The 24,242-nt window shown below is 63.6% G+C and carries 26 protein-coding genes and 1 tRNA gene; 12 read left to right on the top strand and 15 right to left on the bottom strand.

What is annotated here, in order from left to right; all coding sequences use genetic code 11:
* Positions 1-7: 7 nt before the first annotated feature.
* The 5 genes from ABC977_RS03145 to tpiA all read right to left on the bottom strand — a co-directional run bounded on the left by ABC977_RS03145 (position 8) and on the right by tpiA (position 2,265).
* Positions 8-484, bottom strand: coding sequence for a NuoB/complex I 20 kDa subunit family protein (locus ABC977_RS03145; protein WP_369665782.1), 477 nt, complete (start codon positions 482-484; stop codon positions 8-10).
* Positions 475-831 (bottom strand): NADH-quinone oxidoreductase subunit A, encoded by a 357-nt coding sequence (locus ABC977_RS03140; RefSeq protein ID WP_369665781.1) that lies wholly within the window; start codon positions 829-831, stop codon positions 475-477. Before ABC977_RS03140 ends, ABC977_RS03145 begins: the two co-directional genes overlap by 10 nt.
* A gap of 178 nt (positions 832-1,009) precedes the next feature.
* Positions 1,010-1,094: transfer RNA gene (locus ABC977_RS03135), tRNA-Leu, on the bottom strand.
* A 15-nt stretch (positions 1,095-1,109) separates the two neighbouring features.
* Complete coding sequence (secG, locus tag ABC977_RS03130; RefSeq protein WP_439849148.1) at positions 1,110-1,499, bottom strand: preprotein translocase subunit SecG; 390 nt, start codon at positions 1,497-1,499, stop codon at positions 1,110-1,112.
* 4 nt (positions 1,500-1,503) lie between these two features.
* Positions 1,504-2,265 carry a triose-phosphate isomerase gene (gene tpiA, locus ABC977_RS03125; RefSeq protein WP_369665780.1) on the bottom strand — a complete coding sequence of 254 codons (762 nt, stop codon included), beginning with the start codon at positions 2,263-2,265 and terminating at the stop codon, positions 1,504-1,506.
* 128 nt (positions 2,266-2,393) lie between these two features.
* Here tpiA and smpB point away from each other — a divergent pair, with 128 nt between their 5' ends.
* On the top strand, positions 2,394-2,873 hold the full coding sequence (gene smpB, locus ABC977_RS03120) for an SsrA-binding protein SmpB (RefSeq protein ID WP_369665988.1): 480 nt from the start codon (positions 2,394-2,396) through the stop codon (positions 2,871-2,873).
* Between the two features lie 82 nt (positions 2,874-2,955).
* On the opposite strand, the gene ABC977_RS03115 is transcribed toward smpB, so the two are convergent.
* The 5 genes from ABC977_RS03115 to ABC977_RS03095 form a co-directional block, all read right to left on the bottom strand.
* Complete coding sequence (locus tag ABC977_RS03115) at positions 2,956-3,210, bottom strand: YfhL family 4Fe-4S dicluster ferredoxin (protein ID WP_369665779.1); 255 nt, start codon at positions 3,208-3,210, stop codon at positions 2,956-2,958.
* Between the two features lie 46 nt (positions 3,211-3,256).
* Positions 3,257-3,733, bottom strand: coding sequence for a pantetheine-phosphate adenylyltransferase (gene coaD / locus ABC977_RS03110; RefSeq protein WP_369665778.1), 477 nt, complete (start codon positions 3,731-3,733; stop codon positions 3,257-3,259).
* A gap of 101 nt (positions 3,734-3,834) precedes the next feature.
* Entirely contained in the window at positions 3,835-4,410 is a 576-nt protein-coding gene (gene rsmD, locus ABC977_RS03105) for a 16S rRNA (guanine(966)-N(2))-methyltransferase RsmD (RefSeq protein WP_369665777.1), read from the bottom strand.
* Positions 4,403-5,749, bottom strand: coding sequence for a M16 family metallopeptidase (locus ABC977_RS03100; RefSeq protein ID WP_369665776.1), 1,347 nt, complete (start codon positions 5,747-5,749; stop codon positions 4,403-4,405). The genes rsmD and ABC977_RS03100 overlap by 8 nt, the downstream gene beginning before the upstream one ends.
* Positions 5,739-7,115, bottom strand: coding sequence for a M16 family metallopeptidase (locus ABC977_RS03095; RefSeq protein WP_369665775.1), 1,377 nt, complete (start codon positions 7,113-7,115; stop codon positions 5,739-5,741). The genes ABC977_RS03100 and ABC977_RS03095 overlap by 11 nt, the downstream gene beginning before the upstream one ends.
* A gap of 262 nt (positions 7,116-7,377) precedes the next feature.
* On the opposite strand from ABC977_RS03095, the gene ftsY reads away from it, so the two are divergent.
* From ftsY to rpoH, 4 genes are all read left to right on the top strand, one after another.
* Positions 7,378-8,505, top strand: a complete 1,128-nt coding sequence (gene ftsY / locus ABC977_RS03090) for a signal recognition particle-docking protein FtsY (protein ID WP_369665774.1) — start codon at positions 7,378-7,380, stop codon at positions 8,503-8,505.
* On the top strand, positions 8,502-9,176 hold the full coding sequence (gene ftsE / locus ABC977_RS03085) for a cell division ATP-binding protein FtsE (protein ID WP_369665773.1): 675 nt from the start codon (positions 8,502-8,504) through the stop codon (positions 9,174-9,176). Before ftsY ends, ftsE begins: the two co-directional genes overlap by 4 nt.
* Positions 9,173-10,129, top strand: coding sequence for a permease-like cell division protein FtsX (gene ftsX / locus ABC977_RS03080; protein ID WP_369665772.1), 957 nt, complete (start codon positions 9,173-9,175; stop codon positions 10,127-10,129). The genes ftsE and ftsX overlap by 4 nt, the downstream gene beginning before the upstream one ends.
* 172 nt (positions 10,130-10,301) lie before the next feature.
* Positions 10,302-11,141: an RNA polymerase sigma factor RpoH gene (rpoH, locus tag ABC977_RS03075; RefSeq protein ID WP_369665771.1), complete on the top strand. Its 840-nt coding sequence runs from the start codon at positions 10,302-10,304 to the stop codon at positions 11,139-11,141.
* A gap of 89 nt (positions 11,142-11,230) precedes the next feature.
* On the opposite strand, the gene hemE is transcribed toward rpoH, so the two are convergent.
* Positions 11,231-12,295: a uroporphyrinogen decarboxylase gene (hemE, locus tag ABC977_RS03070; protein WP_369665770.1), complete on the bottom strand. Its 1,065-nt coding sequence runs from the start codon at positions 12,293-12,295 to the stop codon at positions 11,231-11,233.
* Between the two features lie 202 nt (positions 12,296-12,497).
* Between hemE and uvrD the strand changes: the two genes are divergently transcribed.
* The 4 genes from uvrD to ABC977_RS03050 all read left to right on the top strand — a co-directional run bounded on the left by uvrD (position 12,498) and on the right by ABC977_RS03050 (position 18,466).
* The gene (gene uvrD / locus ABC977_RS03065) at positions 12,498-14,663 is read left to right on the top strand and encodes a DNA helicase II (protein ID WP_369665769.1); all 2,166 of its coding nucleotides are present in this window, start codon (positions 12,498-12,500) and stop codon (positions 14,661-14,663) included.
* A gap of 217 nt (positions 14,664-14,880) precedes the next feature.
* The gene (locus ABC977_RS03060; RefSeq protein WP_369665768.1) at positions 14,881-15,972 is read left to right on the top strand and encodes a TRAP transporter substrate-binding protein; all 1,092 of its coding nucleotides are present in this window, start codon (positions 14,881-14,883) and stop codon (positions 15,970-15,972) included.
* The gene (gene hemW / locus ABC977_RS03055) at positions 15,969-17,150 is read left to right on the top strand and encodes a radical SAM family heme chaperone HemW (RefSeq protein WP_369665767.1); all 1,182 of its coding nucleotides are present in this window, start codon (positions 15,969-15,971) and stop codon (positions 17,148-17,150) included. Before ABC977_RS03060 ends, hemW begins: the two co-directional genes overlap by 4 nt.
* Before the next feature lie 323 nt (positions 17,151-17,473).
* Complete coding sequence (locus ABC977_RS03050; RefSeq protein ID WP_369665766.1) at positions 17,474-18,466, top strand: acrylyl-CoA reductase family protein; 993 nt, start codon at positions 17,474-17,476, stop codon at positions 18,464-18,466.
* Positions 18,467-18,560: 94 nt separating this feature from the next.
* Here the strand turns inward: ABC977_RS03050 and ABC977_RS03045 are convergent, their stop codons facing one another.
* Complete coding sequence (locus ABC977_RS03045; protein WP_369665765.1) at positions 18,561-19,310, bottom strand: SAM hydrolase/SAM-dependent halogenase family protein; 750 nt, start codon at positions 19,308-19,310, stop codon at positions 18,561-18,563.
* A gap of 387 nt (positions 19,311-19,697) precedes the next feature.
* On the opposite strand from ABC977_RS03045, the gene ABC977_RS03040 reads away from it, so the two are divergent.
* The 3 genes from ABC977_RS03040 to ABC977_RS03030 are packed head-to-tail and all read left to right on the top strand — an operon-like array spanning position 19,698 to position 22,882.
* Entirely contained in the window at positions 19,698-20,396 is a 699-nt protein-coding gene (locus ABC977_RS03040; protein ID WP_369665764.1) for an ATP-dependent zinc protease family protein, read from the top strand.
* Positions 20,397-20,402: 6 nt separating this feature from the next.
* Positions 20,403-21,926, top strand: coding sequence for an inactive transglutaminase family protein (locus ABC977_RS03035; RefSeq protein ID WP_369665763.1), 1,524 nt, complete (start codon positions 20,403-20,405; stop codon positions 21,924-21,926).
* On the top strand, positions 21,923-22,882 hold the full coding sequence (locus ABC977_RS03030; protein ID WP_369665762.1) for an alpha-L-glutamate ligase-like protein: 960 nt from the start codon (positions 21,923-21,925) through the stop codon (positions 22,880-22,882). Before ABC977_RS03035 ends, ABC977_RS03030 begins: the two co-directional genes overlap by 4 nt.
* Before the next feature lie 19 nt (positions 22,883-22,901).
* Here ABC977_RS03030 and ABC977_RS03025 read toward each other — a convergent pair whose 3' ends face one another.
* From ABC977_RS03025 to ABC977_RS03015, 3 genes are all read right to left on the bottom strand, one after another.
* Positions 22,902-23,381, bottom strand: a complete 480-nt coding sequence (locus tag ABC977_RS03025; protein ID WP_369665761.1) for a hypothetical protein — start codon at positions 23,379-23,381, stop codon at positions 22,902-22,904.
* Positions 23,382-23,652: 271 nt separating this feature from the next.
* On the bottom strand, positions 23,653-24,009 hold the full coding sequence (locus ABC977_RS03020; protein WP_369665760.1) for a hypothetical protein: 357 nt from the start codon (positions 24,007-24,009) through the stop codon (positions 23,653-23,655).
* A gap of 50 nt (positions 24,010-24,059) precedes the next feature.
* The coding region (locus ABC977_RS03015; protein WP_369665759.1) for a hypothetical protein at positions 24,060-24,242 on the bottom strand (183 nt) is incomplete at its 5' end.

Below are 24,242 nucleotides of genomic sequence, written 5' to 3'. Positions count from 1 at the left end.
ATACTGCTCAGCGGGCTATGGTATTGGTACGACGGATCTTCTCGTGCAACTGCAAGATACCGTACAGCAGGGCCTCGGCGGTCGGTGGACAACCCGGCACATAGACATCGACCGGCACGATCCGGTCACAACCTCGAACGACTGAATAGGAGTAGTGGTAATAGCCGCCACCATTCGCGCAGGACCCCATCGAGATGACCCAACGCGGCTCGGCCATCTGGTCGTAGACCTTGCGCAAGGCCGGCCCCATCTTGTTGACGAGGGTGCCGGCGACGATCATGACATCGGATTGCCGCGGGCTCGGGCGAAAGATCATGCCGAAACGATCGAGGTCGTAACGGGCGGCTCCGGCATGCATCATCTCGATCGCACAACACGCGAGGCCGAAGGTCATCGGCCACATGGACCCGGTCCGCGCCCAATTGATCAGTTTGTCGGCCGATGTCGTAACGAAACCTTCCTCGAGAACACCTTCTATTCCCATTCCAAGGCCCCCTTACGCCATTCGTAAATGAAACCGACCACCAGGATACCGAGAAAGACAAACATGGCGACGAAGGACACCATTCCCAACTCTTCCAGGGTCACCGCCCAAGGGAAAAGAAACGCGATTTCCAGATCGAAGATGATGAAGAGGATGGCGACCAGGTAGTAGCGCACATCGAACTTCATGCGCGCGTTCTCGAAGGCCTCGAAACCGCATTCGTACGGGGAGTCCTTCTCCTGATCAGGACGACGTGGACCGAGCAGGTAGCCCATCACCAGCGGACCGACACCGACCAGGATCCCGATCACGATGAAGATCAGAACGGGCAGATAGTTTTCGATCACGTGTCCTCCCCGCTTCAATTCACATTATAGAGTTGCGGTATGAGCGAACGAGTCTAGTCTAGCCAAAGCGCGAGTGTCAACCCGCGAGCCGAACAGTTTCTTTTCGTTATCAGTAATTTATATGCCCATATAGGCAAAAAAAAACGGCACCTTGGCTGACCGAGGTGCCGTTATGAGATGGTGCCGACGGACGGACTCGAACCGTCACGGCTTGCGCCACTACCCCCTCAAGATAGCGTGTCTACCAATTCCACCACGTCGGCGAAAAACACTGGACCTCAGCGATCCGTTGGCACAGGAACATCATCGACCTGACCGGTCTCGACTTCCTGCATCGGAACCGGAACCAGGGGAGCGACCTGCTCGGTCGGCACGCGCTCCTCGCGCGGCACCGGAATCTCGGCCGCCGGTCGATCGAGCAGGCTTGCTGGCCGTGTGGCCTGCGTCGCGTAGTAGGCCAGCCCGATGCTCGTCATAAAGAACAAGGTCGCCAGGATCGCTGTCGTACGCGACAGGAAATTGCCGGCGCCACGGGAGCCAAAGACGGTCGAGGAGGCCCCACCGCCGAACGCCGCGCCGGCATCGGCACCTTTGCCGTGCTGCAACAGGATCAGAACGACGATTCCGATCGACAACAGCACATGAAAAACGGTCAAAATGGTTTGCATGATCTCAACGGGGCACGTTGGCCGCCGCACAAATTCCCAGGAAATCGGCCGCCTTCAACGAGGCACCCCCGATCAGACCGCCGTCGATGTCGACTTGGGCCAACAGCTCGGCCGCATTGTCGGGCTTCATGCTGCCGCCGTAAAGAATTCGGACTCCGGCCGCGATCGCCGCGTCTTTCTCCGCGATCCGGCCACGGATGAATGCATGCACCGCCTGTGCTTGATCCGGTGTCGCAGTCAACCCGGTCCCAATCGCCCAGACCGGCTCGTAGGCAACCACCGTGCTGGCAAAGGCCGCGACGCCACTCAGCTCGATGACGGCGTCCAGCTGATCGGCGACCACCTCCTCGGTGATGCCCGCTTCCCTCTGCGCCAGCGTCTCGCCAACGCACAGGATCGGCACCAAATGGTGCTGGCGAGCGACCGCCTCCTTGCGGGCGACAATCTGGTTATCCTCACCGTAGTACTGGCGGCGCTCCGAATGGCCGACGATCACATAACGACACCCGAAGTCGCGGAGCATGGCCGCTGACACCTCTCCGGTAAAGGCCCCGGACACCTCGGTACAGAGGTTTTGGGCGCCCCATGCGATCGGCGTGCCCTGCAGCGCATCTTCGACCATCGCGAGATACGGAAACGGGGGACAGACAGCGACTTCAGCAGATTCGACCCCACCGAGACCCGCCTTGATACCGCCGATCAAATCGGCGACGGCAGTACGCGTGCCGTTCATCTTCCAATTGCCGGCCACCAATGGTTGACGCATCAGCACCTCCTGAAAAACGAGCACGCAAGTCTAGCCAGCCGTCAGGGAAAAATCAAGGGCGACGCGGTCGCTCGCAGCACACGGGATTCCACATGAATCCCGACACGGGTTTGCATTACACTCGCGGGATGATGAAAGGACAGAAAAAGAAAACCGATGGTCGCGCGACGATCGCGCTGAACAAGAAGGCCGGCCACGACTATCATGTCGAGCAGCGCTACGAGGCCGGGCTCGTCCTCGAAGGCTGGGAGGTCAAGAGCCTGCGCGCCGGGCGCGTGCAATTGAAGGAGGGCTACGTCAAGATCCTGCACGCCGAAGCCTACCTGATCGGCGCGCACATCTCGGCGCTGGCGAGCGCCTCGACCCACGTCCACCCCGACCCGACCCGCAACCGCAAGCTGTTACTCCAACGCGCGGAGCTCAACCGACTGATCGGTCTGACCGAACGGGCCGGTTACACGCTGATTCCGACGGCGATGTACTGGAAACGCGGACGCGCCAAGCTCGAGATCGGGCTCGCCAAAGGCAAGAAGCTCCACGACAAACGCGCCACCGAGCGGGACAGGGACTGGCAACGCGAAAAGGAGCGCCTATTCAAACAGAAGTGAGAGCGGGACGCGGGTCGGCGGGCTGGAACCCGGGGTTTAGGCCTTGGTTGCGGCCCCAACCACACCGACCGCGCCCCGGTCGTCAGGCCTGCTCGCCCGTGATCCGGTCGTGCTTCGCGCGCAGTTGCTCCTCGGTCTCCTGATGATTCGGATCCTTGATGATGCAGTCGACCGGACAAACCTCGACGCACTGCGAGGTCTCGTAGTGGCCGACGCACTCGGTGCAGAGGTCCGGTTCGATGACGTAGATCTCATCGCCCTGCGAGATGGCGCCGTTTGGACACTCCGGCTCGCACACGTCGCAGTTGATGCATTCGTCGGTAATGATCAGTGCCATGGTTTTGCTCCTGTACGGCAAGGCTGGCGTTGGTGATGGCTGAATCTTATCCAAACCGCTCCCGTAGCGCAGCCAGGACCGGCGGCGCGACGAAAGCCGAGACATCGCCGCGCAAGCGCGCGATCTCACGAACCAGCGACGATGAGATATAGGAATAGTGTTCAGCCGGGGTCAGAAACAAGGTCTCGATATCCGGCGCCATGCGCCGATTCATCCCGGCGAGCTGAAACTCGTACTCGAAGTCCGACACGGCACGTAACCCGCGCATGATGACCGGAACGCCCTGCTCCCGGGCGAAGTCGACGAGCAGCCCCGAGAAGGCCATGACCTCGACATTGGCCAGGTGCTCTACGGCGGCACGGGCCAAGGCCAAGCGCTGCTCGATCGCGAAGGTCGGCGCCTTGCCGGTATCCTGGGCGACAGCGACGACCACGCGATCGAACAGTTTCGCGGCGCGGGTCACGAGGTCCGTGTGCCCGTTCGTGATGGGGTCGAAGGACCCAGGATAGACAACACTGCGCATTCGGAACCGAAGCTCTGTGGGAGGTGAACCTGCCGCCGAATGGGCCGGGGCCCGACTCAGCGACCTAGCCGCCTAGAATACCAGAGTGCCGCCCGATCGGTTCAACTCGGCGGGGGTTCGACGCGTGCTAACGCAAAGCTGACCTCACCGGCGCGCTGCATCCGGACCTGCACCCAGCCGGCCGGCAGCGGCGGCAGACCCGGACGGCTCGCGGCCTCGAGGTAGACATGAGCACCCGGCGCGAGCCAGCCGAACCGGGCCAAACCGACGCACGCAGGTGCGAGCAGGTCCCGCGAAAAGGGGGGATCGAGGAACACGACATCGAAGGCCTGGTCGCCGGCACCCCGCTCGATCCAGCGCAAGGCATCGGCACGCTCGATGCGAAGGACGCCCGCGAGCCCCCACTCTTCACTGGTCGAGCGCAGCGCGCGAACGATCGGCGCGGCGCGCTCGACCATGACGACCTCGGCCGCGCCGCGCGAGGCCGCCTCGAAGCCGAGCGCGCCGCTCCCGGCGAAAAGATCGAGGCAGCGACTGCCATCGATGACCGGGGCCAACCAGTTGAACAAGGTCTCGCGGACCCGGTCGGGCGTTGGCCGCAGGTCCGGATGCACGGGGACGGTCCAACGCCGCCCGCGCATCCGGCCACCGACGATCCGCAGGCGACCGCTAGTCATCCGCCCAAGCAAGCGGCTCGCTCGGTGCTGACGGAACAGGTCCGACCTTGATGATCGCCAACCGATCCGGATCGATACGTCGCGCGAAAGCGTCCTGAATCTGCGCCCCGGTCACTGACGCGACCCGTTCGGCGAAACGGTCGAGGTGGTCGAGCGGCAGGCGATAGAAGCCGATCACGGCCAGGTATTCGACGATCTGACGGTTGCTTGCCGTACGCAGCGGAAAGCCACCGGTGATGTTCTTGATCGCCGCCTCCAGCTCCTGTTCCGAGGGGCCTTCGGCGAGGAACCTCTCGACGGTACCGAGGACCAGTCTGCGTGCCTGATCGGCCTGATCGGCCCGCGTCTGCAAGCCCATGACGAAGGGGCCAATCTCGGCCAGCGGCACGAAGGCGCTGTAGATGCTGTAGGCGAGCCCGCGTTTCTCGCGGATCTCCTCGGCCAGCAGCGACACCAGGCCGCCGCCGCCGAGGATGTGGTTGCCGACATGGAGGGGGTAATAATCCGGATCGCCGCGGCGCATGCCGGGCTGCCCGATCATGACGTGGGTCTGCGAAGAGGGAAAGTCCAGCGCCTCGAACCGACCTTCCTGCAACGCCGGCACCGGTGGCAACGGCGGCGGTCGCGTGCCGCTCGGAAGACCGCTGGTCAGCCGCTCGGCGAGCGCGTCGGCCTGCTCGCGATCCAGTGCCCCGACGATCGCGACAACGGCGTTCGCGGCAACGTAGTAGCGCTCGTGAAAGGCGACCAGGTCCTCGCGCGTCAGCGCAGCGACCGACTCGATCGTGCCCACCGGATCCTCGGCATAGGGATGGTCGCCGAAGATCTGCCGGTAGAGCGCGCGCTGCGCGATGGTCCCAGGGCGTTGCTGGTCGCGACGCAGGCCGACCAAGCGGTTCTCCCGCAAGCGGGCCAGGTCCGCCTCGGCGAAGGTCGGCTGCGATAACACCGCGGCCATGGTCTCTTTCCAGATCTGGTAGGCCGACGGGTCGGTCAGGCTGCGCCCGGCGACCGACGCCATGTCGCGATCGACGCTCGCGCTGATCGAGGCGCCAACGGCCTCGAGGCGCTCGGCCAGCGTATCGGCATCCCAATCGCCTGCGCCGTCCGTCAAAAGCCGCGCCGTGATTGACGCAAGGCCGAGCTGGTCGCCGTCGCGCGCGCTGCCGGCATCGAACACGACCCGGACATCGACCATTGGCAGGTCCGGGGCCTCGACGAATAGGACCCGGGCACCATTGGCCATCTGCCAATCCTGAATCGCCGGCGCCGCCTGCAGCGCCGACCAGGGCCAGAGCAGCACCAGCAGCAATGTGAGATAAGGATAGTTATTGATCATCTTCGTCGTCTCCAGCCTCGGACGATGGCCCCTGGCCCGCGATCGGTTGCGGGTCGAGCCAGGCAACGGTCAGATTGTCCGGGATCAGGTAGCGCCGCGCGACGGTCTGGATCTGCTCCGGCGTCACCGCCTGCAAACGTGTCAGATACTCGTCGAGCAATCGCCAATCGAGCCCGGCCGTAAAGAACTGGCCGATCTGCATCCCTTGGAAGAAGACCGAGTCGCGCTCGTAGACCTTCCCCGCGATCACCTGCTGAAGGATCCGTTCGAGCTCCGATTCGGAGACCGGTTCCTGCTGCAACTGCCTGATCTGATCGCGCAATGCCTGTTCGAGATCGGCCACATCATAGCCGCTCGCCGGGACCCCGGACAGCAACAGCATCCCGGGCAAACGGGTGAAGGCGTTGTAACCGGCGCTGGCCGAGGCCGCTACCTGCCGACCGCGGACCAGCTCGCGTTCGAGGCGCGCGCTATTGCCCCCGTCGAGCACGGCGGCGAGGACCTCGAGCGCGTAGGGCTCCCAGTCCTCATCGGCGTGGCCGACGACCGTGGCCTTGTACCCCATCAGCAGATAGGGTTCCTTGGCCGGCGCTTGGACCTGCACCCGCTTCTCGCCGCGCTGCTCAGGCTCCGCCCGCGGTTTCGGCCCAGCGAGCTCGATCGGCGGCACGGATCCGAAGTGCTCTTCGGCAAGCGCGAAAACCTCGGCCGGGTCGACATCCCCGACCACGACCAACGCAGCGTTATTCGGGCCATACCAGGCATCGTACCAGGCCCGCAGGTCGGCGACCGTGAGCTGCTCGATGTCATCGGCCCAGCCGATGACAGGGTAACGATAAGGGGACGCGACATAGGCCGTGGCATTGAAGATCTCGAAGGTCAGGGCCTCCGGATTGTCATCGGTGCGCAGGCGCCGTTCTTCCTTGACCACCTCGAGCTCTTTGAGGAATTCCTCCTCGGACAGCGCCAGATTGGCCATCCGATCGGCCTCGAGCTCGAACGAGATGGCCAGGCGATCCTTGGCGAGGTTCTGGAAGTAGGCCGTGTAATCACGACTGGTGAAGGCGTTTTCATCCCCACCATGCTCGGCGATGGTGCGCGAGAAGGCCCCCGGCGCGAGGCGCTCGGTGCCTTTGAACATCATGTGCTCGAGGACATGTGAAATACCCGTGATCCCGCCATGCTCGTAACTCGAACCGACTCGGTACCAGACTTGCGAACTGACGATCGGTGCCCGCCGGTCGGGCTTGACGTAGATCTGGAGACCATTGTCGAGCCGCCTTTCATGGACCACCGTTTCGGAGGGTCCGGGCTGCGCCGAAACCAGCCAGGGCATCATCACCAGCAACCATAACAGGGGCTTCATCGCGACTCCTTGTGGGGTGGTTTGAGGAACGGGGTTGATGGTCCGGAGCCCTGCCGCTCGGCGATTCGGGAGGGCCTTGATCTGGAACCGGGGCCGCTGACAAGACGACGACCTGCGACCGACAAAGGTCGAGACCTTTGGTAGCATTGTCACCGAGACACGGGATACCCGGACCGATCCCAGCCGGACCCTTTCAGGAGACCGGCGCCTTCATCCAGGGTTCCCCATAGAATTCCATCGAGTTCGCGAAGATCGAGGTCCCATGTTCGGATTCGGCAAGAAGAAGCAGGTCCCCATCAGCGACGCTGCGGAGGATCGAGGCGAGGATCGGTGCGCCAGCCCACAGCAGAGCGATGGATCGGTGACCATCTGGCGCCGGGACGGACCAGCGAGCGAATCCACGCCGGCGGCGACCGCCGAGAGGCTGGAAGTATCGGCGGCATCGACCAAAAGTTCCCGCCCGCTATTCTCCCGCTTGCGGGAGAAACTCGCACGCTCCCGCGGCCAGCTCGGCGACGGGCTCGGAGCCTTGTTTCGCGGGCGCAAGACCATCGACGCGGAATTGATCGACGAGATCGAAACTTTGCTGCTGACCGCGGACCTCGGCGTCGAGACCACATCACGGCTGATCGATCGACTCACCCAGCGGATCAAGCGCCGGGAACTAACCGACCCGCAAGCACTGTCGGCAGCCTTGCGCGCCGATCTGCGCGAAATCCTGGTGCGCCACACGACCCCGGTCCGCCAACCGGCGCCGGGGCGTCCGCAGGTGATCCTGATGGTCGGCGTCAACGGCGCCGGCAAGACGACGACGATCGGCAAACTCGCGCGCCGCCTGCTCGATGAAGGCAACCGGGTCATGCTCGCCGCCGGCGACACCTTCCGCGCCGCCGCTGTGGAGCAACTCCAGGTCTGGGGGGAGCGCAACCAGGTTCCGGTCATCGCCCAGCACTCGGGCGCCGACCCCGCCGCGGTCATCTATGACGCGCTGCAGGCGGCCACCGCCCGCGGGGTCGATGTGCTGATCGCCGACACGGCCGGCCGGTTGCACACGAAATCGAACCTGATGGAAGAGCTGGCCAAGATCGCCCGGGTCCTCAAGAAGCTCGACCCCGACGCGCCGCACGAGGTGATGCTGGTCGTCGACGCGACGACCGGCCAGAACGCGCTGAATCAGGCCGTACAGTTTCATGCGGCGGTCGGTCTCACAGGCCTCGCCCTGACCAAGCTCGACGGGACCGCCAAGGGCGGGATCCTGTTCGCGATCGCCGAACGCATCAAGGTTCCGATCCGGTTCGTCGGAGTCGGCGAGTCCGTCGAGGATCTACGGCCCTTCGACGCGGATGAATTGATCGACGCGATGATCGGCGTCGAGCCTGGCAACCGGTGATCCACTTCGCTCACGTCACGAAACGCTATCCGGCACGCGGCGACGCGTTGCGCGACCTGAGCTTTTCGCTGGCACCCGGTGAGATGGTGTTTCTGACCGGACACTCGGGCGCGGGCAAGAGCACCGTCCTCAAACTGATCGGGTTGCTGGAGCGACCGACCCGCGGCCAGATCCGCGTCAACGGTCGCGACCTCGGCCGCCTGTCTGTGCGCCGTATCCCGTACCATCGTCGCGAGGTCGGGATGATCTTCCAGGACCATCGGCTGCTCGGCGATCGCACCGTCTACGACAATGTCGCCTTGCCGCTCGTCGTCGCCGGGCTCGGGCCGAACGAAGTCGGTCGACGAGTCCGTGCGGCCCTCGACCAGGTCGGCCTGCTACGCTACGAGCGGGCACGCCCGGTTGCGCTGTCGAGCGGCGAACAACAGCGCGTCGGCATCGCCCGTGCCATCGTCGCGCGTCCACCGCTGGTGCTGGCCGATGAGCCGACCGGCAACCTGGATCCCGACCTGTCGTGGGAGATCATGAGGCTCTTCGTGCGTTTCAATCAGGTCGGCGTCACCTTGCTGATCGCGACCCACGACCACGCACTGATCCAAGCACTGCCGTACCGGATTCTGACCTTGTCCGAGGGGCGGCTCGTCAATGACTGCAGAGGCTCCGGACGGTGACCGGGCGTCGACGCCGCACCGCACGACTCCACGAACTCCCCAAGGTTTGGTTGCGCCACCAAGCCCAGAATGCGTTAGCCGCGCTCGGTTGCCTGCTGCGGGCACCGCTGCCGACGCTGATGACCGTCGCCGTCCTGGGCATCGCCCTGGCCCTGCCTGGCGGGCTCTATCTGCTGACCGCCAACATCAAGCTCCTGGCCACCGGTTGGGAGCGTGAGACAGCCCTGTCAGCCTTCCTGACCCCGGACACGACGGATGTGGAGGCCGCGCGACTCGCCGACCGGCTGCGCGAGCACGCCGAGATCGCCGAGGTTCGGGTCATCACGAGCGAGGAGGCCCTGGCCGAATTTCGCGCGTACAGCGGTCTCGACGACGTGCTGGCCGGCCTGCCCGCCAATCCGCTCCCGGCCATACTCTCGGTCTTTCCGATGTCCAGCCCCGACGAGGCCGCCTCCCGGGAACGCCTGGCACGGATGCTCGATGCCTTGCCCGAGACGGATCTGGTTCGCCACGACGCGCACTGGGCACAACGTTTCGAGGCCCTCGTCGCACTCGCCGAACGGGCGGTGACCATCCTGTCGGTCATGCTCGCGCTCGCCCTGCTCATGATCATCGGCAACACCATTCGCCTCGAGATCGAGAACCGGCGCGACGAGATCCAGATCATGGAGCTGGTCGGGGCCACTCACGCCTTTATCCGCCGACCCTTTCTTTACGCCGGGGCCTGGTATGGCCTACTCGGCGGTCTGGTCGCTTGCGCGCTCGTCGTGATTGGGCTTTTGCTGCTGCAAGGCCCGGTCTCCCAAGTCGCCGCGCTTTACCAGGCACGATTCCCGCTGTTCAGCGTCAGTCTTCCAGCCCTGTTCAGCATGCTGGTCGGCGGGACCCTCCTTGGCTACCTCGGAAGTTGGCTGGCCGTCTCGCGCCACCTGCGCGCGATCCAACCGATCTGAAATCGGACTCACGCGGCACCGAACACCTTCGCGGCCTGGCCGACCAGGGCGTCGCTCGACCCCGGAACTCGCTGTCGTCAGGCCACTCCAAAAAACCGTGATTCAGGTGTTGGCAAAATCCTCAGCTCGGTGCTAGGATATTTCCCAGAGCAAATCACTAGGGTATGGGAACATGACGAAAGATCTGACGATTCTCCCGTCCGGCAGCATCGATGCCTACATCAGTGGCGCCTATCAGATCCCGGTGCTGACCCCTGAAGAAGAGCGCAACTTGGCTCTTCGGTTGCGCGATCACGATGATCCCGAGGCAGCACGATGTCTGGTTCTTTCCCACCTGCGGTTCGTGATCCGCATCGCCCGCGGTTATCTCGGCTACGGGCTGCCGTTGCCGGACCTGATCCAAGAGGGCACGGTAGGGCTGATGAAGGCCGTCCGGCGGTTCGAACCCGACATGGGCGTCCGACTGGTTTCCTTCGCGGTGCACTGGATCCGGGCCGAGATCCACGAGTACATCCTCCGCAACTGGCGGATCGTCAAGGTCGCGACGACCAAGGCCCAACGCAAGCTCTTCTTCAATCTGCGCAGCGCGAAGAAACGGCTGGGTTGGTTCTCGCACGAGGAGGTCCAGCAGGTCGCGAGGGATCTGGGCGTGAAGCCGGAAACCGTGCTCGAGATGGAATCCCGTCTCGCGAATCAGGACTTGGCCTTCGACGGCGACGATTCGGATGATGACGATGGCCCGTCAGCGCCCTCGACCTATCTTGCCGATCTGCGGATGGAGCCGGCGCGGGCGCTGGAGCGCGAGGATACCGAAACGGATCAGCGCGACCGACTGTACGCGGCGCTGGCGAACCTCGACGAACGGAGCAAGACGATCCTGGCCGCACGCTGGCTCGGCGAAAAGAAGCAGACGCTGCACGAACTGGCCCAGCAGTTCGACGTCTCGGCCGAACGCATCCGGCAAATCGAGAAGAACGCGATGAAGAAGCTGCGCGTGCAGCTCGAAGTCTGATCCGGGCGAGACTTCCACCGAGATCGAAGGCACGAAGCGGCGGGGCCGGGGACCAAGAGACCGGCCCCGCCGCTTTCTGTGAGCCCGGCCTAGACGTGGTACGTTGGACTCAGTTCGTGCACTGCGGCGACCATCGCCGCGGCATGGTCCGGCGGGACATCGGGCGTGATCCCATGGCCGAGATTGAAGACGTGGCCATGCCCGTGCCCATAACTTGCCAGCACCCGCGCAACCTCGGCGCGGATCCGCTCCGGTGAGGCATACAGCGCGCAGGGATCGAGGTTGCCCTGCAAGGCCACACGGTCCCGCGTCAGCCGGCGCGCATCGGCCAGATCGGTCGTCCAGTCGACGCCCAGGGCATCGCAACCCGTATCCGCCATCCGATCGAGCCACTGTCCGCCATTCTTCGTGAACAACACGACCGGCACCCGACGGCCCTCGGCCTCGCGGGTCAAGCCCTCGACGATGCGTTGCATGTAATCGAGCGAGAATTCGCGATAGTTGTCGGGCGCCAGAGCACCGCCCCAGGTATCGAAGACCATCACCGCCTGGGCACCGCGCGCGATCTGCGCGTTCAGGTAGAGTGTCACGGCATCGGCGACCTTCGCCAGCAGTTGGTGCAGCAGCTCGGGCCGGTCGAACATCATGCCCTTGGTCCGAGCGAAACTCTTGACGCCCCCGCCTTCGACCATGTAGGTCGCGAGCGTCCAGGGGCTGCCGGAGAAACCAATCAAGGGCACCCGGCCGTGCAATTCGCGACGGATCAGCGCGACCGCTTCCATCACATAGCCCAGCTCCTGCTCGGGATCGGGCACGCCGATGCGCTCGACATCGGCGGGCGTGCGGACCGGCCGTTCGAAATGTGGCCCCTCGCCCTCGGCGAAATAGAGCCCGAGTCCCATCGCGTCCGGAATGGTCAAGATGTCCGAAAACAGGATCGCCGCATCGAGCGGAAAGCGCTCCAACGGTTGCAGCGTCACCTCGCAGGCCAGTTCGGGCGCCATGCACAGGTCCATGAAGCTTCCGGCACGGGCGCGCGTAGCCCGGTATTCCGGGAGATAGCGCCCGGCCTGGCGCATCATCCAGACAGGCGTGTAGGCGGTGGGTTCGCGCAAGAGCGCGCGCAGAAAGGTATCGTTGGTAAGTTCGGTCACGAGCGTTTGGCTTCCTGGGTGTGAGTTCTAACGAGGACCGTCGCAAGGGCCAAAGAATGGAGATTCTACAACGTGCGGCCGGATCGATGGCACCCATCTGCGCCGAACCCAGCCATCGCGCGCCATGAGGGTCGCGATGGCGGATCGCTGGGCCTCGCCGAATCTGGTTCAAATCCCGGCAGGCAGACCATAGAATGCCGCGATGGACATCTCTGAAATCATCGATCCGCTAAACCCGGCCCAGCGTGAAGCGGTCACCGCCGAATCCGGGAACCGATTGGTGCTGGCCGGCGCGGGCAGCGGCAAGACCCGCGTGCTGGTCCACCGCGTCGCCTGGCTGATCCGGGTCGAACAGGCGCCGCCTTGGGCGATCCTGGCCGTCACCTTCACCAACAAGGCGGCGCGCGAGATGAAGGCCCGGATCGAGGAGATCCTCGCAACGCCGATCGGCGGCATGTGGGTCGGAACCTTTCACGGGCTGGCCAACCGGTTTCTGCGTGCCCATTGGCAAGAGGCCGGGCTGCCACATAGCTTCCAGATCCTGGATGCGGACGATCAGTATCGCCTCATCCGGCGAACCCTGAAGGCGCTCGAACTCGACGAGGCGCGCTGGCCACCGCGTCGTGCGATGGGGTTCGTCAATCAATGCAAGGACGAGGGCCTGCGACCCCGACATCTCGACGATGAAGGCGACCCGTACCGAAAACGGATGATCGCCATCTACCGGGAGTACCAGAGCGCCTGCGAACGCGGCGGCTTGGTCGATTTTGGCGAACTCCTGCTGCGGGCGCACGAGGTTCTGCGCGAGCAGGCGGCCGTTCGGCACCAGTATCAGGAGCGCTTCGCCCATATCCTGGTCGACGAGTTCCAGGACACGAACGCGATCCAGTATGCGTGGCTCAGGCTCCTGTCCGGCGACCACGACAACCTGTTCCTGGTCGGCGACGACGACCAGTCGATCTATGGCTGGCGCGGCGCCCGCGTCGAAAACATCCAGAGCTTTCAGAAGGATTACGCGAATACGACGGTGGTGCGCCTGGAGCAGAACTACCGCTCGACGGGAAACATCCTCACGGTCGCCAATGCGCTGATCGCGCACAACCCGAGCCGCCTCGGCAAACGTCTGTGGACCAACGACGGTGCCGGCGAGCCGGTGCGCCAGTTTGCCGCGTTCAACGAGCTCGACGAAGCGCGCTTCGTCATCGAGCGGATTCGCCAGCACATACAGGTCGACGGATACCGGCGCGACGAATGCGCGATCCTCTACCGCACGACGGCCCAATCACGGCTGTTCGAGGAGGTCCTGATCCAGGCCGAGATCCCGTATCGGGTCTATGGCGGCCTGCGCTTCTTCGAGCGCGCCGAGATTCGCGATGCGCTCGCCTATCTGAGGTTGGTCGCGAACCCCGACGACGACGCAGCCTTCGAGCGCGCCGTCAACACACCGCCGCGCGGACTGGGCCCGCGAACGCTCGACCTGCTGCGCGACCAGGCCCGAGCCGCTGGGACCTCGCTGTGGCGCGCGGCGCGCGACCAGCTCGAGCGCGAGGCCCTGGCGCCGCGCGCCGCAAAGGCGCTGCGCGCGTTCGTCGCCCTGATCGAGCAACAGCGCGCACGGAGCGACAGGCCCTTGGCCGCCCTCGCCGCCGACCTGCTCGTCGCCACCGATCTGCCCGGCTTCTACCTCAAGGGCAAGGACGACCGCGGCCAGGATCGGGTCGAGAACCTCGAGCAATTGGTCGACACGGTCGCGCGATTCGAGGCTGAAACGAGCGAGGACGAGGGCGACGCCGGTGACCGCCTCGCGAGCTTCCTGGCCCACGCGGCACTCGAGGCCGGTGAGGCACAAGCCGACCCGGATGCGGACGGCGTCCAGTTGATGACGCTGCACAGCGCCAAAGGGCTCGAGTTTCCGATCGTCTTTCTCGTGGGCCTCGAGGAACGCCTGTTCCCGCACAGCCTATCGCTCGATGATCCCCGTCGACTCGAAGAAGAACGGCGCCTGTGCTACGTCGGCATGACCCGCGCGATGCACCAGCTGTACCTGACCCACGCCGAGAAACGTCACCTGCATGGCAAGGAAACCTATCCGCAACCGTCGCGCTTTCTGCGCGAGATGCCGACGGAGCCGGTCGAGTCGGTGCGCGGCAGCCGCGCACAGTCCCGTCCCACCCCGCAGCGCCATGGCCAGGAGGCCGACGATGGCCTCCGCCTCGGGCAACGGGTGTGCCACCCGACCTTCGGCGAGGGCGTGGTCCTCGATTGCGAGGGCCGTGGAGCCAGCGCCCGCGTCCAGGTCAACTTCGCCGACGCCGGCACCAAATGGCTGGTGCTCGCCTATGCAAAGCTCGCGCCCGCCGCCCAGTGACCTCGCGCCGCAAGAACGCGACAGAGCGGCAACCGCGTCAGACCGCGCACGGTCGCCCGCATGGACGGAGCCTGCTGGGTGCCTCGGCTCGAACCGGCGCCTGCCGTGCGTCGAGTGCCCGCCGGACCAAGCGACTGGCCGGGCAACCCGGCCAGCGGAAGCGGCCTGAGCAGCCCTTCACGAAAAGACAAACCATTTAGACGGGAGGATCCGCATCATGCAACGTCGCTCATTCCTCACGGGCTTCGGCGCCGGGTCGCTGGCGATCGGAACGGCGGCCGCCGGCCTGGGGCAAGCCTCGGCATCCACCACCAGGGTGCATCGTTGGCGGATGGTCACGACCTGGCCAAAGAACTTCCCCGGCCTCGGCACAGGTGCCAACAAGCTCGCGCAATTGATCGAGACCCTGAGCGGTGGGCGCATCGAGGTCCGGGTTCTGGGTGCCGGCGAATTGGTACCGGCCTTCGAGGTCTTCGACACCGTCGCCCGCGGAACGGCCCAAATGGGTCATGGCGCCAGCTACTACTGGAAGGGCAAGACCGAGACGGCGCAGTTCTTCTCCACGGTTCCGTTCGGCTTGACCGCGCAGGAGATGAACGGCTGGCTCTATCACGGTGGCGGCCTCGAGTTGTGGACCGAGCTCTACGCCCCGTTTGGCCTGATCCCGGCGCCGGCCGGCAACACTGGCGTTCAAATGGGCGGCTGGTTCAACAAGGAGATCAAGTCCGTCGAGGACCTCCGCGGCCTCAAGATGCGCATACCCGGCCTGGGCGGTGAGGTCCTGCAACGCGCCGGTGGCACCCCGGTCAACCTGCCCGGGGGCGAACTCTTCATGGCCCTGCGCAATCGGACCATCGACGCCACCGAGTGGGTCGGCCCCTACAACGACCTCGCGTTCGGCCTTCATCGCGCGGCCAAATACTATTATTTTCCCGGCTGGCATGAACCGGGGACGACGCTCGAGGCCCTATTCAACCGCGAAGCCTTCGAGGAGTTGGCGCCGGATCTTCAGGCCATCGTGCTCAACGCTTGCAAGGTAGTGAATCAGGACATGCTCGCCGAATACATGGCCCGCGATCCGGTCGCCCTGAACACGCTATTGACGCAACACGGGGTGGAACTGCGGCAATTCCCGGACGACGTCGTCACCCGCTTGCGCGCCCTCGCCGACGAGGTCCTGGCCGACCTCGGCCAACGTGATGACTTCGCGAAGCGGGTTTACGCGTCCTATCGCAAGTTCCTCGATCAGTCGAAGGAATGGAGCCGTCTCTCCGAACTCGCCTATCTGCGGGCCCGCGACCTGACGTGACCTCCACCACGCAGGCCAGGCCGCTACCGCCGCTTGGCCTCTATGTGCACATCCCATGGTGCGAGCGCAAATGCCCGTACTGCGATTTCCCGTCCCAAGTCCGTCCGCCGAGCCTTCCGGAACAGGCCTACGTCGCCGCGCTGCTGACCGATCTCGCCGATGAGATCGCACGGCTCGACGAACCGAGGGATATCGAAACCCTGTTCATCGGCGGCGGCACACCAAGCCTGCTGTCCGGTCCGAGCATCGAGGCCCTGCTCGATGCGATTCGGCGCTTGGCGAACCTCGCGCCCGACGCCGAGATCACCCTCGAGGTCAATCCCGGCACCAGCGATGCCGGGCGCCTGGCCGCCTACCGAATGGCCGGCGTGAATCGTCTGTCGATCGGCGTGCAGAGTTTCTCCGACATCCAGCTTCGACACCTCGGCCGAATCCATGACGCGCGCACCGCGACGGCGACCATCGTCGCGGCCCGCGACGCCGGCTTCGCGAACGTCAATCTCGATCTGATGTTCGGCTTGCCGCACCAGACCGACGACGACGTCCAGGCCGACATCGAGACCGCCATTGCGCTGACGCCCGAACATATCTCCTACTACGAGTTGACGATCGAACCCGGAACCCCGTTCGGACGTCGGCCTCCAGTACGGCCGAACGAGGATGGCCTCGCCGAAGGGTTGCGACACGCGAGCGCGTCGCTCGAGCGAGCCGGGTTTCGTCAATACGAGGTCTCCGCCTGGGCCCAACCCGGGCATCGCTGCCGGCACAACCTCAACTATTGGACGTTCGGCGATTACTTGGGCATCGGCGCCGGGGCTCATGGGAAGCTGACGCGCTCGGCGCCCTGGTCCGTGGAACGTAGCCACAAGAATTCATCCCCGGAGGTCTATCTGGCCGTCTACCAAGGGCACCGGACATCGGGCCCGGCATCGGGTCGCCGCCAGCGGCTCAGTGATGACGTTCTGGTACTCGAGTTCATGATCAATGCGTTGCGATTGACCGACGGTTTCCCGCCGGGATTGTTCGAGGCCCGCACCGGAATACCCTTGGCGCGGATCCGGGATGCGCTCGACCGGGCACATCGCGACCAGTTGCTCGAATTCGATGAGGAACGGATCCGACCCACGGACCTCGGCCGGACCTTTCTCGACGACCTACTACACCGGTTCACACGGTGACCTGACCACCGGCTTTGCGGGAGCGGGCCGCGAACCCCGGCGCCTAACCTCGCGACCGGTCGGTATCCCGATATACTTGCTATCGAGGGTTGCAAGAGTCATCGGAGACGGCTCGCTGCGACACGCCTCCGATGACTTCCGGGACGATTGATACAACCAACTCGACGGAAGCACCGAACAGAACGACAGGCCCGCCAGCGACGAGGATCGGCGAGAACCACGTCAACCAGCCAACCGAATGACGCCGGCGGATCGGCGAGCTCCCGGTGTTGTCGAAGGCCCCTGTCGACCATCACCACGCAACCGAAGGAGGGATCATCGCGATGACGAACTACAGGGCGTTGCGCATCCATAACGATGACCAAGGCTATCGGACCCGTATCGACACCTTGCCGGTGCCAGAACCGGACGCCGGCCAGGTGCTGATCCAGCTCAGCCATTCGAGCATCAATTACAAGGACGCGCTAGCCGGCACCGGCCGCGGCAAGATCCTCAAGCGGTTCCCACTGACCGGCGGCGTCGACGCGGCCGGCATCGTCGTGGCCAGCCGCGACACCCGCTACCGCGAAGGCGATACCGTGATCGCGAGTGGCTGGGGTATGAGCTTCGATCACGACGGCGGCTACGCGGAATACCTGTGCGCGCCGGCCGAATGGCTCGTGCCGATGCCGCTTGGACTCGATGCCCGGCAGGCGATGATCCTGGGCACGGCCGGCTTCACGGCCGCGCTCGCGGTCGACCGATTGAAGGTCAACGGTCAGCATCCCGGCCTCGGTCCGATCGTCGTGACCGGGGCCAGCGGCGGCGTCGGTTCGATCGCGATCGATCTATTGAGCCAGCAGGGCTTCGAGGTCGTCGCCGTCTCGGGTAAGCCGGCCTGCGCGGATTGGCTGCGGCGGCTCGGCGCCACGCGCATCCTCGGGCGCGACGAGCTGCCCGGCGGCGACCGGCCGCTCGAAAAGGCGGTCTGGGGCGGCGCGGTCGACAATGTCGGCGGCGCGGTCTTAGCACGCCTGACGCGTACTGTCGGCGCCCACGGCAACATCGCCTGCATCGGCCTCGCCGGCGGCGCGCAACTGGATACGACCGTGATGCCGCTGATCTTGCGCGGGGTCAGCCTGCTCGGCATCAATTCGGTCGATGTGCCCTACCCGTTGCGCGCCGAGATCTGGCAACGCCTCGCCACCGAGTGGCGACCCAAACATCTGGAAGACATCCTGACCGCAACCCTCGACCTGGATGCCCTGCCGGAGGCATTCGAGCGACTGTTGGCTGGCCAAACCTGGGGCCGGTTGCTCGTCGAGATCCGACGCTAATGCTTGACGCCTGGCGCATCCCTCGGCCGCTTCCCCGCCAGGCGTCGCTCCGGATCGCGTGACCATGCACCGGGGACTCCGGATAGCGAGCCCCTCATGGCGCGGGCAGATCGACCGAATCGCCAACCCGCAGCGCAAGCCTTTCGTCCGCTCGCCCCTGATTGACAGCGAATTCGACCAACCCCAACGCGTTTTCATACCAAAAGACCGCGCCAGGCGGTACCTCGCAAAAGGTCTCGGCGCGCTGGATCCGCTCGCCGCCGACGTCGAGCTCCGACAACCCTTGCAGGTCCGCGACCCGCAGCCCGGTCATCAGATTGCCATAGTGATCCGCGTAGATGATGCGGGCGCACCGCTCTGGCCAGCCCGCCCCGACCATCTCTGTCGGCGGCAGTCTGGCGGCAGCGATGTCCCGACCCGAAAGCAACCGGGCCACCAACGGGACCATCAGGTCGCGGCCGTGAAAGCTCCGTGACATCCGGGCCGGACGCCATGCCAGCCGATGGACCGCGCAGCGCCGGGCACGCCGTGCCACGATGGCCAACAACCCGTTATCCGGGCCGATGAACCCATTGCCGTCGGCCTCGACGAACAGAACATCGCGGGGACCACCGACCCCCGGGTCGACGATCGCGAGGTACAGGGTTCCGTCCGGGACATCCCGCACCAGTGCCAGCAGGAGATAGGCGGCGAGATCAGGACGAAATGGCGGCAGGTCATGGATCAGGTCGATACAAGGCAACCCCGGAAGCGGCGCCGACAACGCGAGTTGCATCTGACCGACATAGGGCCCGGCGCCGAAATCGGTCGCCAGCGCGATCCGCATCGCATCGAATGTCAGCATTCCGCCACCTTCGTATCCGTAGCCTCGTTCACGAAACCGGCCACCGAAACCTTCATAGACTCGCCCCCTCACAGAACAGGTGACACCCTTCCAGCGGTATCGGGCCCGGCCTGCGGCGCTCTGCGCCGCTCTGGTCTCGGTCGCGACTGGGACCTTATCCGCAACCCGCGGTCGTCGGACGTGGTTCATTGATCGGCCGAGTCTCGCCCAATCGGACACGACCAGGAGACCCTCACCGCGAATTGTTCTTTATTCGATTCATCAGACTCTCGCGCGTCCTGGCGAGACGATTCGCAGGACCGGAAACCGGGCGATTTCCAATTGGCGCGCTGCGGTGTCCATTATGTTACATTGAAGAGGTTTTACTTAACGATCATGTTTCGGTGTATGCCCCTTTCCCGGTTTCTCAAAGAGCAGCGCCACGGAAGCCGCGCCACGACCTTCGGTCTCTGGCTATTGCCGTGGGCCATCGCTTTGCCACTGGCTGGCTGCGGATCCTTGCCCTCGGGCGACGCGACCATCGCGGGACAACGAGTCATCGAATGCCCGGCCGTCGAATGTCCCATCTGCCCGATCGAGTCTGACTGCCCGCCACCCAAGGTCATCGAACGCGTCGTCACCAAGACGGTCGAGGTCCCGGTCAAGACGCCCCCCGAGACAGGTGGCGACTTGGACCTGCCGATCATCGGGGCCGTCGAATGGGTCGAGATCGATCCGCCGGGGCTGCGCCTCGAGGCCCGGATCGATACCGGCGCCGAGACGACCTCGATCCACGCCGAGGACGTCAAACTGGTCGAGATCGATGGCCGACGCTTCGTGCGTTACACGATCATCGATCCGGTCTCGGGTGAACGGCATGAAAACGAGGCTCGCCTGCGCCGTCGTGTCTTGATCAAGCAGCAGGATGGCCAACACGACCGGCGTTATGTCGTGCGCATGTGGGTCACGCTCGGTGAAACACGCCTGCGCGTCGACGTCACGCTCGCCGACCGGACAGGTCTCATCTACCCGGTCCTGATTGGCCGCAATATGCTGACCGACATCGCCATCGTCGACGTGAGTCGACACTACACGCTGACGAATTAGCGCCCCATGATCGCATCCAAAACACAGGTGGCCCTGGTCGCGGGCATCTTGCTGCTATTCGGTCTTGGCCTGACCGCTTACAAAACGACGACGCTGGGTTTCCCGCTGTTCCCAGGCGAGTACCGCGAGGTCTGGACCATCGAATCCAAGATCTCGTTTCGACCGAAGGACGAACCGCTGACGATCGAATTGAAGCTGCCACAGGGACTGGGCGGCTGGACCTTGATCGAAGAGCATTTCGCGTCGTCCGGCTTCGGCTTCTCGGTCCAGGAACTGAACGACCATCGCGTGGCACGCTGGACGCGCGAGGGCCTCGATCGACCAACGACCCTCTATTACAAGATCCAGACCTACCGGGCCACCGAGACATCTCTGCCGGATGCCCCGCCGCGGCGGATCCGCAAACCGACGTTGGAGCCAGACCAGCTGGCCGCGATGGATCGTGTCGTCGCGCTGCTGCGCGAGCGTTCGTCCAGTATCGAGACCTTCACCGAGCTGATGATCCAGGAGATCAACCGCCGGACCCTCGACCAGGATGTGGCCTTTCTGTTGGGAACCTATCAGGCCGACCGAGCGACCATCATGCTCGACATCCTGGCCTACGCCGATATTCCGGCGCAACGCGTGCGCGGCATCGCGCTCGAGGACGGTCGCCGACGCCAGACGATCAGCTCGCTGATCGAGGTTCATAACGGAACCAATTGGGTCCTGTACCATCCGACGACGGCCAAACCCGGGCTACCACGACACTTCTTCGTCTGGGAACGCGGCGACGAAGCCATCCTTACCGTCGTCGGCGGACACAGCTCCAGCCTCGAGTTCGCGCTGCTGAGCAATAACCTGCCGGCGAAGACCGTGATGGGGATGGAGCACCGCGCCCAACAATACGCGCTGGTCGATTTCTCGATCTATGCGCTACCGGTCGAACAACAAGGCGTCTTCAAGACCCTGTTGCTGGTCCCGGTCGGGGCCTTGGTCGTGGTCTTCCTGCGACTGTTCGTCGGAATACGCACCTCCGGCACCTTCATGCCGGTGCTGATCGCGCTGGCCTTCATCGAGACGACGCTGCTCGTCGGGTTGGCGCTCTTCATCGTCCTGGTCAGCATCGGTCTGTGGATCCGATCCTGGCTCAGTCGTCTGAATCTATTGCTCGTGGCCCGCGTCTCGACGGTCGTGATCGTCGTGATCCTGTTGATGGCGATGTTTGCCTTGGTCAGCTACAAGCTCGGCATTCATCAGGCGCTGACCGTGACCTTCTTCCCGACCATCATCATCGCCTGGACCATCGAGCGCATGTCGATCCTGTGGGAGGAAGATGGCCCCCACGAGGTCTTGATTCAGGGCGGTGGCAGCCTGCTCGTCGCGGTCCTCGCCTATCTGGTCATGACGACGCGGATCGTCGAGCACCTGACCTTCAACTTCCCGGAACTGCTGGTCAGCCTGCTCGCCGTCATCATATTGATCGGCCGGTATACCGGCTACCGGCTGTCCGAACTCTATCGTTTCCGCGACCTGGCGAAACCCAAATGATCCGCCTGATCTCTCCTCGGGAACTGAGGCGCCAAGGGATCCTCGGCATGAACCAGCGCAACCTGGGGTTCATCGGCCGCTACAACCGCCGCCGAAACTATCAGCTGGTCGACAACAAGATCAAGACCAAGACGGCCGCGATCGCCAACCATATCCCGGTTCCCGAGCTTTACGGCGTCATCGAGTATCAATTCGAGGTGTCCAGGATCGAGCGACTGCTCGCGGATCGGACCAGCTTCGTCATCAAGCCGGTTCAGGGTAGCGGCGGCAAAGGCATTCTGGTGATCGCGCAACGGCGCGGCGACGCCTTCATCACGACCTGCGGGACCTCGCTCGGATCGAGCGACCTGCGCCGGCATGTGTCGAACACGCTCGCTGGGCTCTACAGTCTCGGCGGGCGCAACGATCACGTGATGATCGAGGCGCTGATCGAGTTCGATCCCTACTTCGCTCAGTACAGTTACGAGGGTGTCCCCGATATTCGCGTGATCATCTGCAAGGGCGTTCCCGTGATGGCGATGATCCGCTGCGCCACCCACGGATCCAACGGCAAGGCCAATCTGCATCAAGGGGCGGTCGGGGTCGGACTGGACATGGCCACCGGCCGCAGCATCTGCGCGGTGCAACATAGCCGCATCATCGACGCGCACCCAGACACCGGGATCCGCTTCGACGAGTTGCGGGTACCTCACTGGGAACGCATCCTCGATCTCGCATCACGGTGCGCGGAGATGACCGGTCTCGGATACCTCGGGGCCGATATCGTGTTCGATTACCACCAGGGCCCGATGCTGTTGGAACTCAACGCCCGACCCGGCCTATCGATTCAACTGGCCAATCAATGCGGCCTGCGCCACCGGCTGCGCGAGGCCGACCGGATCGCGCTCGAGGCCCCCGACCGATCGGAACGAGTGCGCCTCGCGCAACAACGGTTTGCCGTACCCGATCGCGCTTGACTGCGGCCGACAGATAAAACTATCTGCCGATTTTGTCCTTCAAGTCATCTCTAGTCAGGCCTTCTTCGATTCGCTGCATTTCCTTCAGAACCTCCCCGTAATCCGCGTACCAAAACTGGTTGTTTTCAAAACGCACGGCGTCTAAGTAGACAACGCCTGTACCCAAAGTCTTAAACATCCATGGAGAACACGAACTTTGACGCCATTCGTTCGTGGCGCTTCGCGCAACATCCAGCTCCTCGATAGCGAAGCCGGAAAACTTATCGAGCATACCGTTAAATATATCAAAGGCGGCAATACCGAACTTAATTGCCAGGACTTTGGCATCAGAAACATTCGTGTACGCTATTGAATGCAGTATGCCCTCGGGATCAGACTCCAAGTCTGGAATATATATGGCCTGGTACTTCGTGATTTCGACTGGACAATCTCTCTGGGCAATAACCTTCGTAGGATTGGGATTCCCAAGAATCTCTATATATTGACTGATGGAGAGCATTATCAATTTCCCTGAAAGTGAAAGCTGAACAGCGGGACACTCAGCACCAACCGCCTCCGCGTCCAGAAGTCATGTCATTATCAATATCTCTGCCGGTCTCGGTCGGTCAACGTTGCAAGGGTCCGATGCGCCGTGATGGCAGAAAATGCACGGCGCAGAAACCCCCGCGATCGTAACCTTCTGACCCGCCGAAGCCAACTGACTTTTGGGCAATGGTACGTCTATAAGTACCGAAAAACCGCCGAAGCAAGAACAGCAGCTACGCAAGCCTTCAAGAAAGACCTCCGGAGAAATAAACCTGTCCCTTCTTCGGAGGAGGCATGACGGGGAGATTGATTCCGACTGTCCGAGAGGCTTGATCAATCGTACCCTTTTCCACTGACTTGACTTTGAATCCAGAACCTACGAGATCCTTCACGTACAACTCATTGTAAATAAACATGAACACTAGATTGCCAAGACCTATCGTCAACATGGCGATCAGGAAAATAATAACTGCCCATTTCCAGTCCCCTCGAAACAAGGGCGGGAAGAAACCGAAAAACAAGACTGTCCAAGAGAAGCCCACTGGAGCCTCCCTGATGTGTCCGGTATTGGGGTTTTCCATCACGAGTTTCGTATAAGCCATTCGGTTGTTTCTCCTTTTCTACACAGCGAATACGGGTCTTTTCGGCACTTCTATTTTCCGACCATTGCAAATTTTTCGTAACCGCGCCAGTTCATTCGAAAGCGTATAGTCGACCATGACCACGATGACAGCCAACCTTCAGCGTCTTGCGCTAGGTGGTGTCGACAATAAGCGAGCAGAATCCACGCTGCGGCGATGGCGGTGAAGGCCTCGTAGCGCCTATCAAGTTTGTC

The sequence above is a fragment of the Thioalkalicoccus limnaeus genome (assembly GCF_041197575.1).
Classification (GTDB): Bacteria; Pseudomonadota; Gammaproteobacteria; order Chromatiales; family Chromatiaceae; genus Thioalkalicoccus; species Thioalkalicoccus limnaeus.
This window is presented reverse-complemented; position numbering and strand designations above follow the sequence as displayed.

Excerpts from the sequence above, each read along its gene's own strand:
- rsmD (WP_369665777.1), bottom strand. The coding sequence starts at position 4,410 with ATGACTAGCGGTCGCCTGCGGATCGTCGGTGGCCGGATGCGCGGGCGG.
- ABC977_RS03095 (WP_369665775.1), bottom strand. The coding sequence starts at position 7,115 with ATGAAGCCCCTGTTATGGTTGCTGGTGATGATGCCCTGGCTGGTTTCG.
- rpoH (WP_369665771.1), top strand. The coding sequence starts at position 10,302 with ATGACGAAAGATCTGACGATTCTCCCGTCCGGCAGCATCGATGCCTAC.
- ABC977_RS03025 (WP_369665761.1), bottom strand. The coding sequence starts at position 23,381 with ATGCTCTCCATCAGTCAATATATAGAGATTCTTGGGAATCCCAATCCT.
- ABC977_RS03145 (WP_369665782.1), bottom strand. The coding sequence starts at position 484 with ATGGGAATAGAAGGTGTTCTCGAGGAAGGTTTCGTTACGACATCGGCC.
- coaD (WP_369665778.1), bottom strand. The coding sequence starts at position 3,733 with ATGCGCAGTGTTGTCTATCCTGGGTCCTTCGACCCCATCACGAACGGG.
- ABC977_RS03035 (WP_369665763.1), top strand. The coding sequence starts at position 20,403 with ATGATCGCATCCAAAACACAGGTGGCCCTGGTCGCGGGCATCTTGCTG.
- ABC977_RS03030 (WP_369665762.1), top strand. The coding sequence starts at position 21,923 with ATGATCCGCCTGATCTCTCCTCGGGAACTGAGGCGCCAAGGGATCCTC.
- smpB (WP_369665988.1), top strand. The coding sequence starts at position 2,394 with ATGATGAAAGGACAGAAAAAGAAAACCGATGGTCGCGCGACGATCGCG.
- ABC977_RS03060 (WP_369665768.1), top strand. The coding sequence starts at position 14,881 with ATGCAACGTCGCTCATTCCTCACGGGCTTCGGCGCCGGGTCGCTGGCG.
- uvrD (WP_369665769.1), top strand. The coding sequence starts at position 12,498 with ATGGACATCTCTGAAATCATCGATCCGCTAAACCCGGCCCAGCGTGAA.
- secG (WP_439849148.1), bottom strand. The coding sequence starts at position 1,499 with ATGCAAACCATTTTGACCGTTTTTCATGTGCTGTTGTCGATCGGAATC.
- ABC977_RS03115 (WP_369665779.1), bottom strand. The coding sequence starts at position 3,210 with ATGGCACTGATCATTACCGACGAATGCATCAACTGCGACGTGTGCGAG.
- ABC977_RS03040 (WP_369665764.1), top strand. The coding sequence starts at position 19,698 with ATGCCCCTTTCCCGGTTTCTCAAAGAGCAGCGCCACGGAAGCCGCGCC.
- ABC977_RS03020 (WP_369665760.1), bottom strand. The coding sequence starts at position 24,009 with ATGGCTTATACGAAACTCGTGATGGAAAACCCCAATACCGGACACATC.
- ABC977_RS03100 (WP_369665776.1), bottom strand. The coding sequence starts at position 5,749 with ATGATCAATAACTATCCTTATCTCACATTGCTGCTGGTGCTGCTCTGG.
- ftsY (WP_369665774.1), top strand. The coding sequence starts at position 7,378 with ATGTTCGGATTCGGCAAGAAGAAGCAGGTCCCCATCAGCGACGCTGCG.
- tpiA (WP_369665780.1), bottom strand. The coding sequence starts at position 2,265 with ATGCGTCAACCATTGGTGGCCGGCAATTGGAAGATGAACGGCACGCGT.
- ABC977_RS03050 (WP_369665766.1), top strand. The coding sequence starts at position 17,474 with ATGACGAACTACAGGGCGTTGCGCATCCATAACGATGACCAAGGCTAT.
- ABC977_RS03045 (WP_369665765.1), bottom strand. The coding sequence starts at position 19,310 with ATGCTGACATTCGATGCGATGCGGATCGCGCTGGCGACCGATTTCGGC.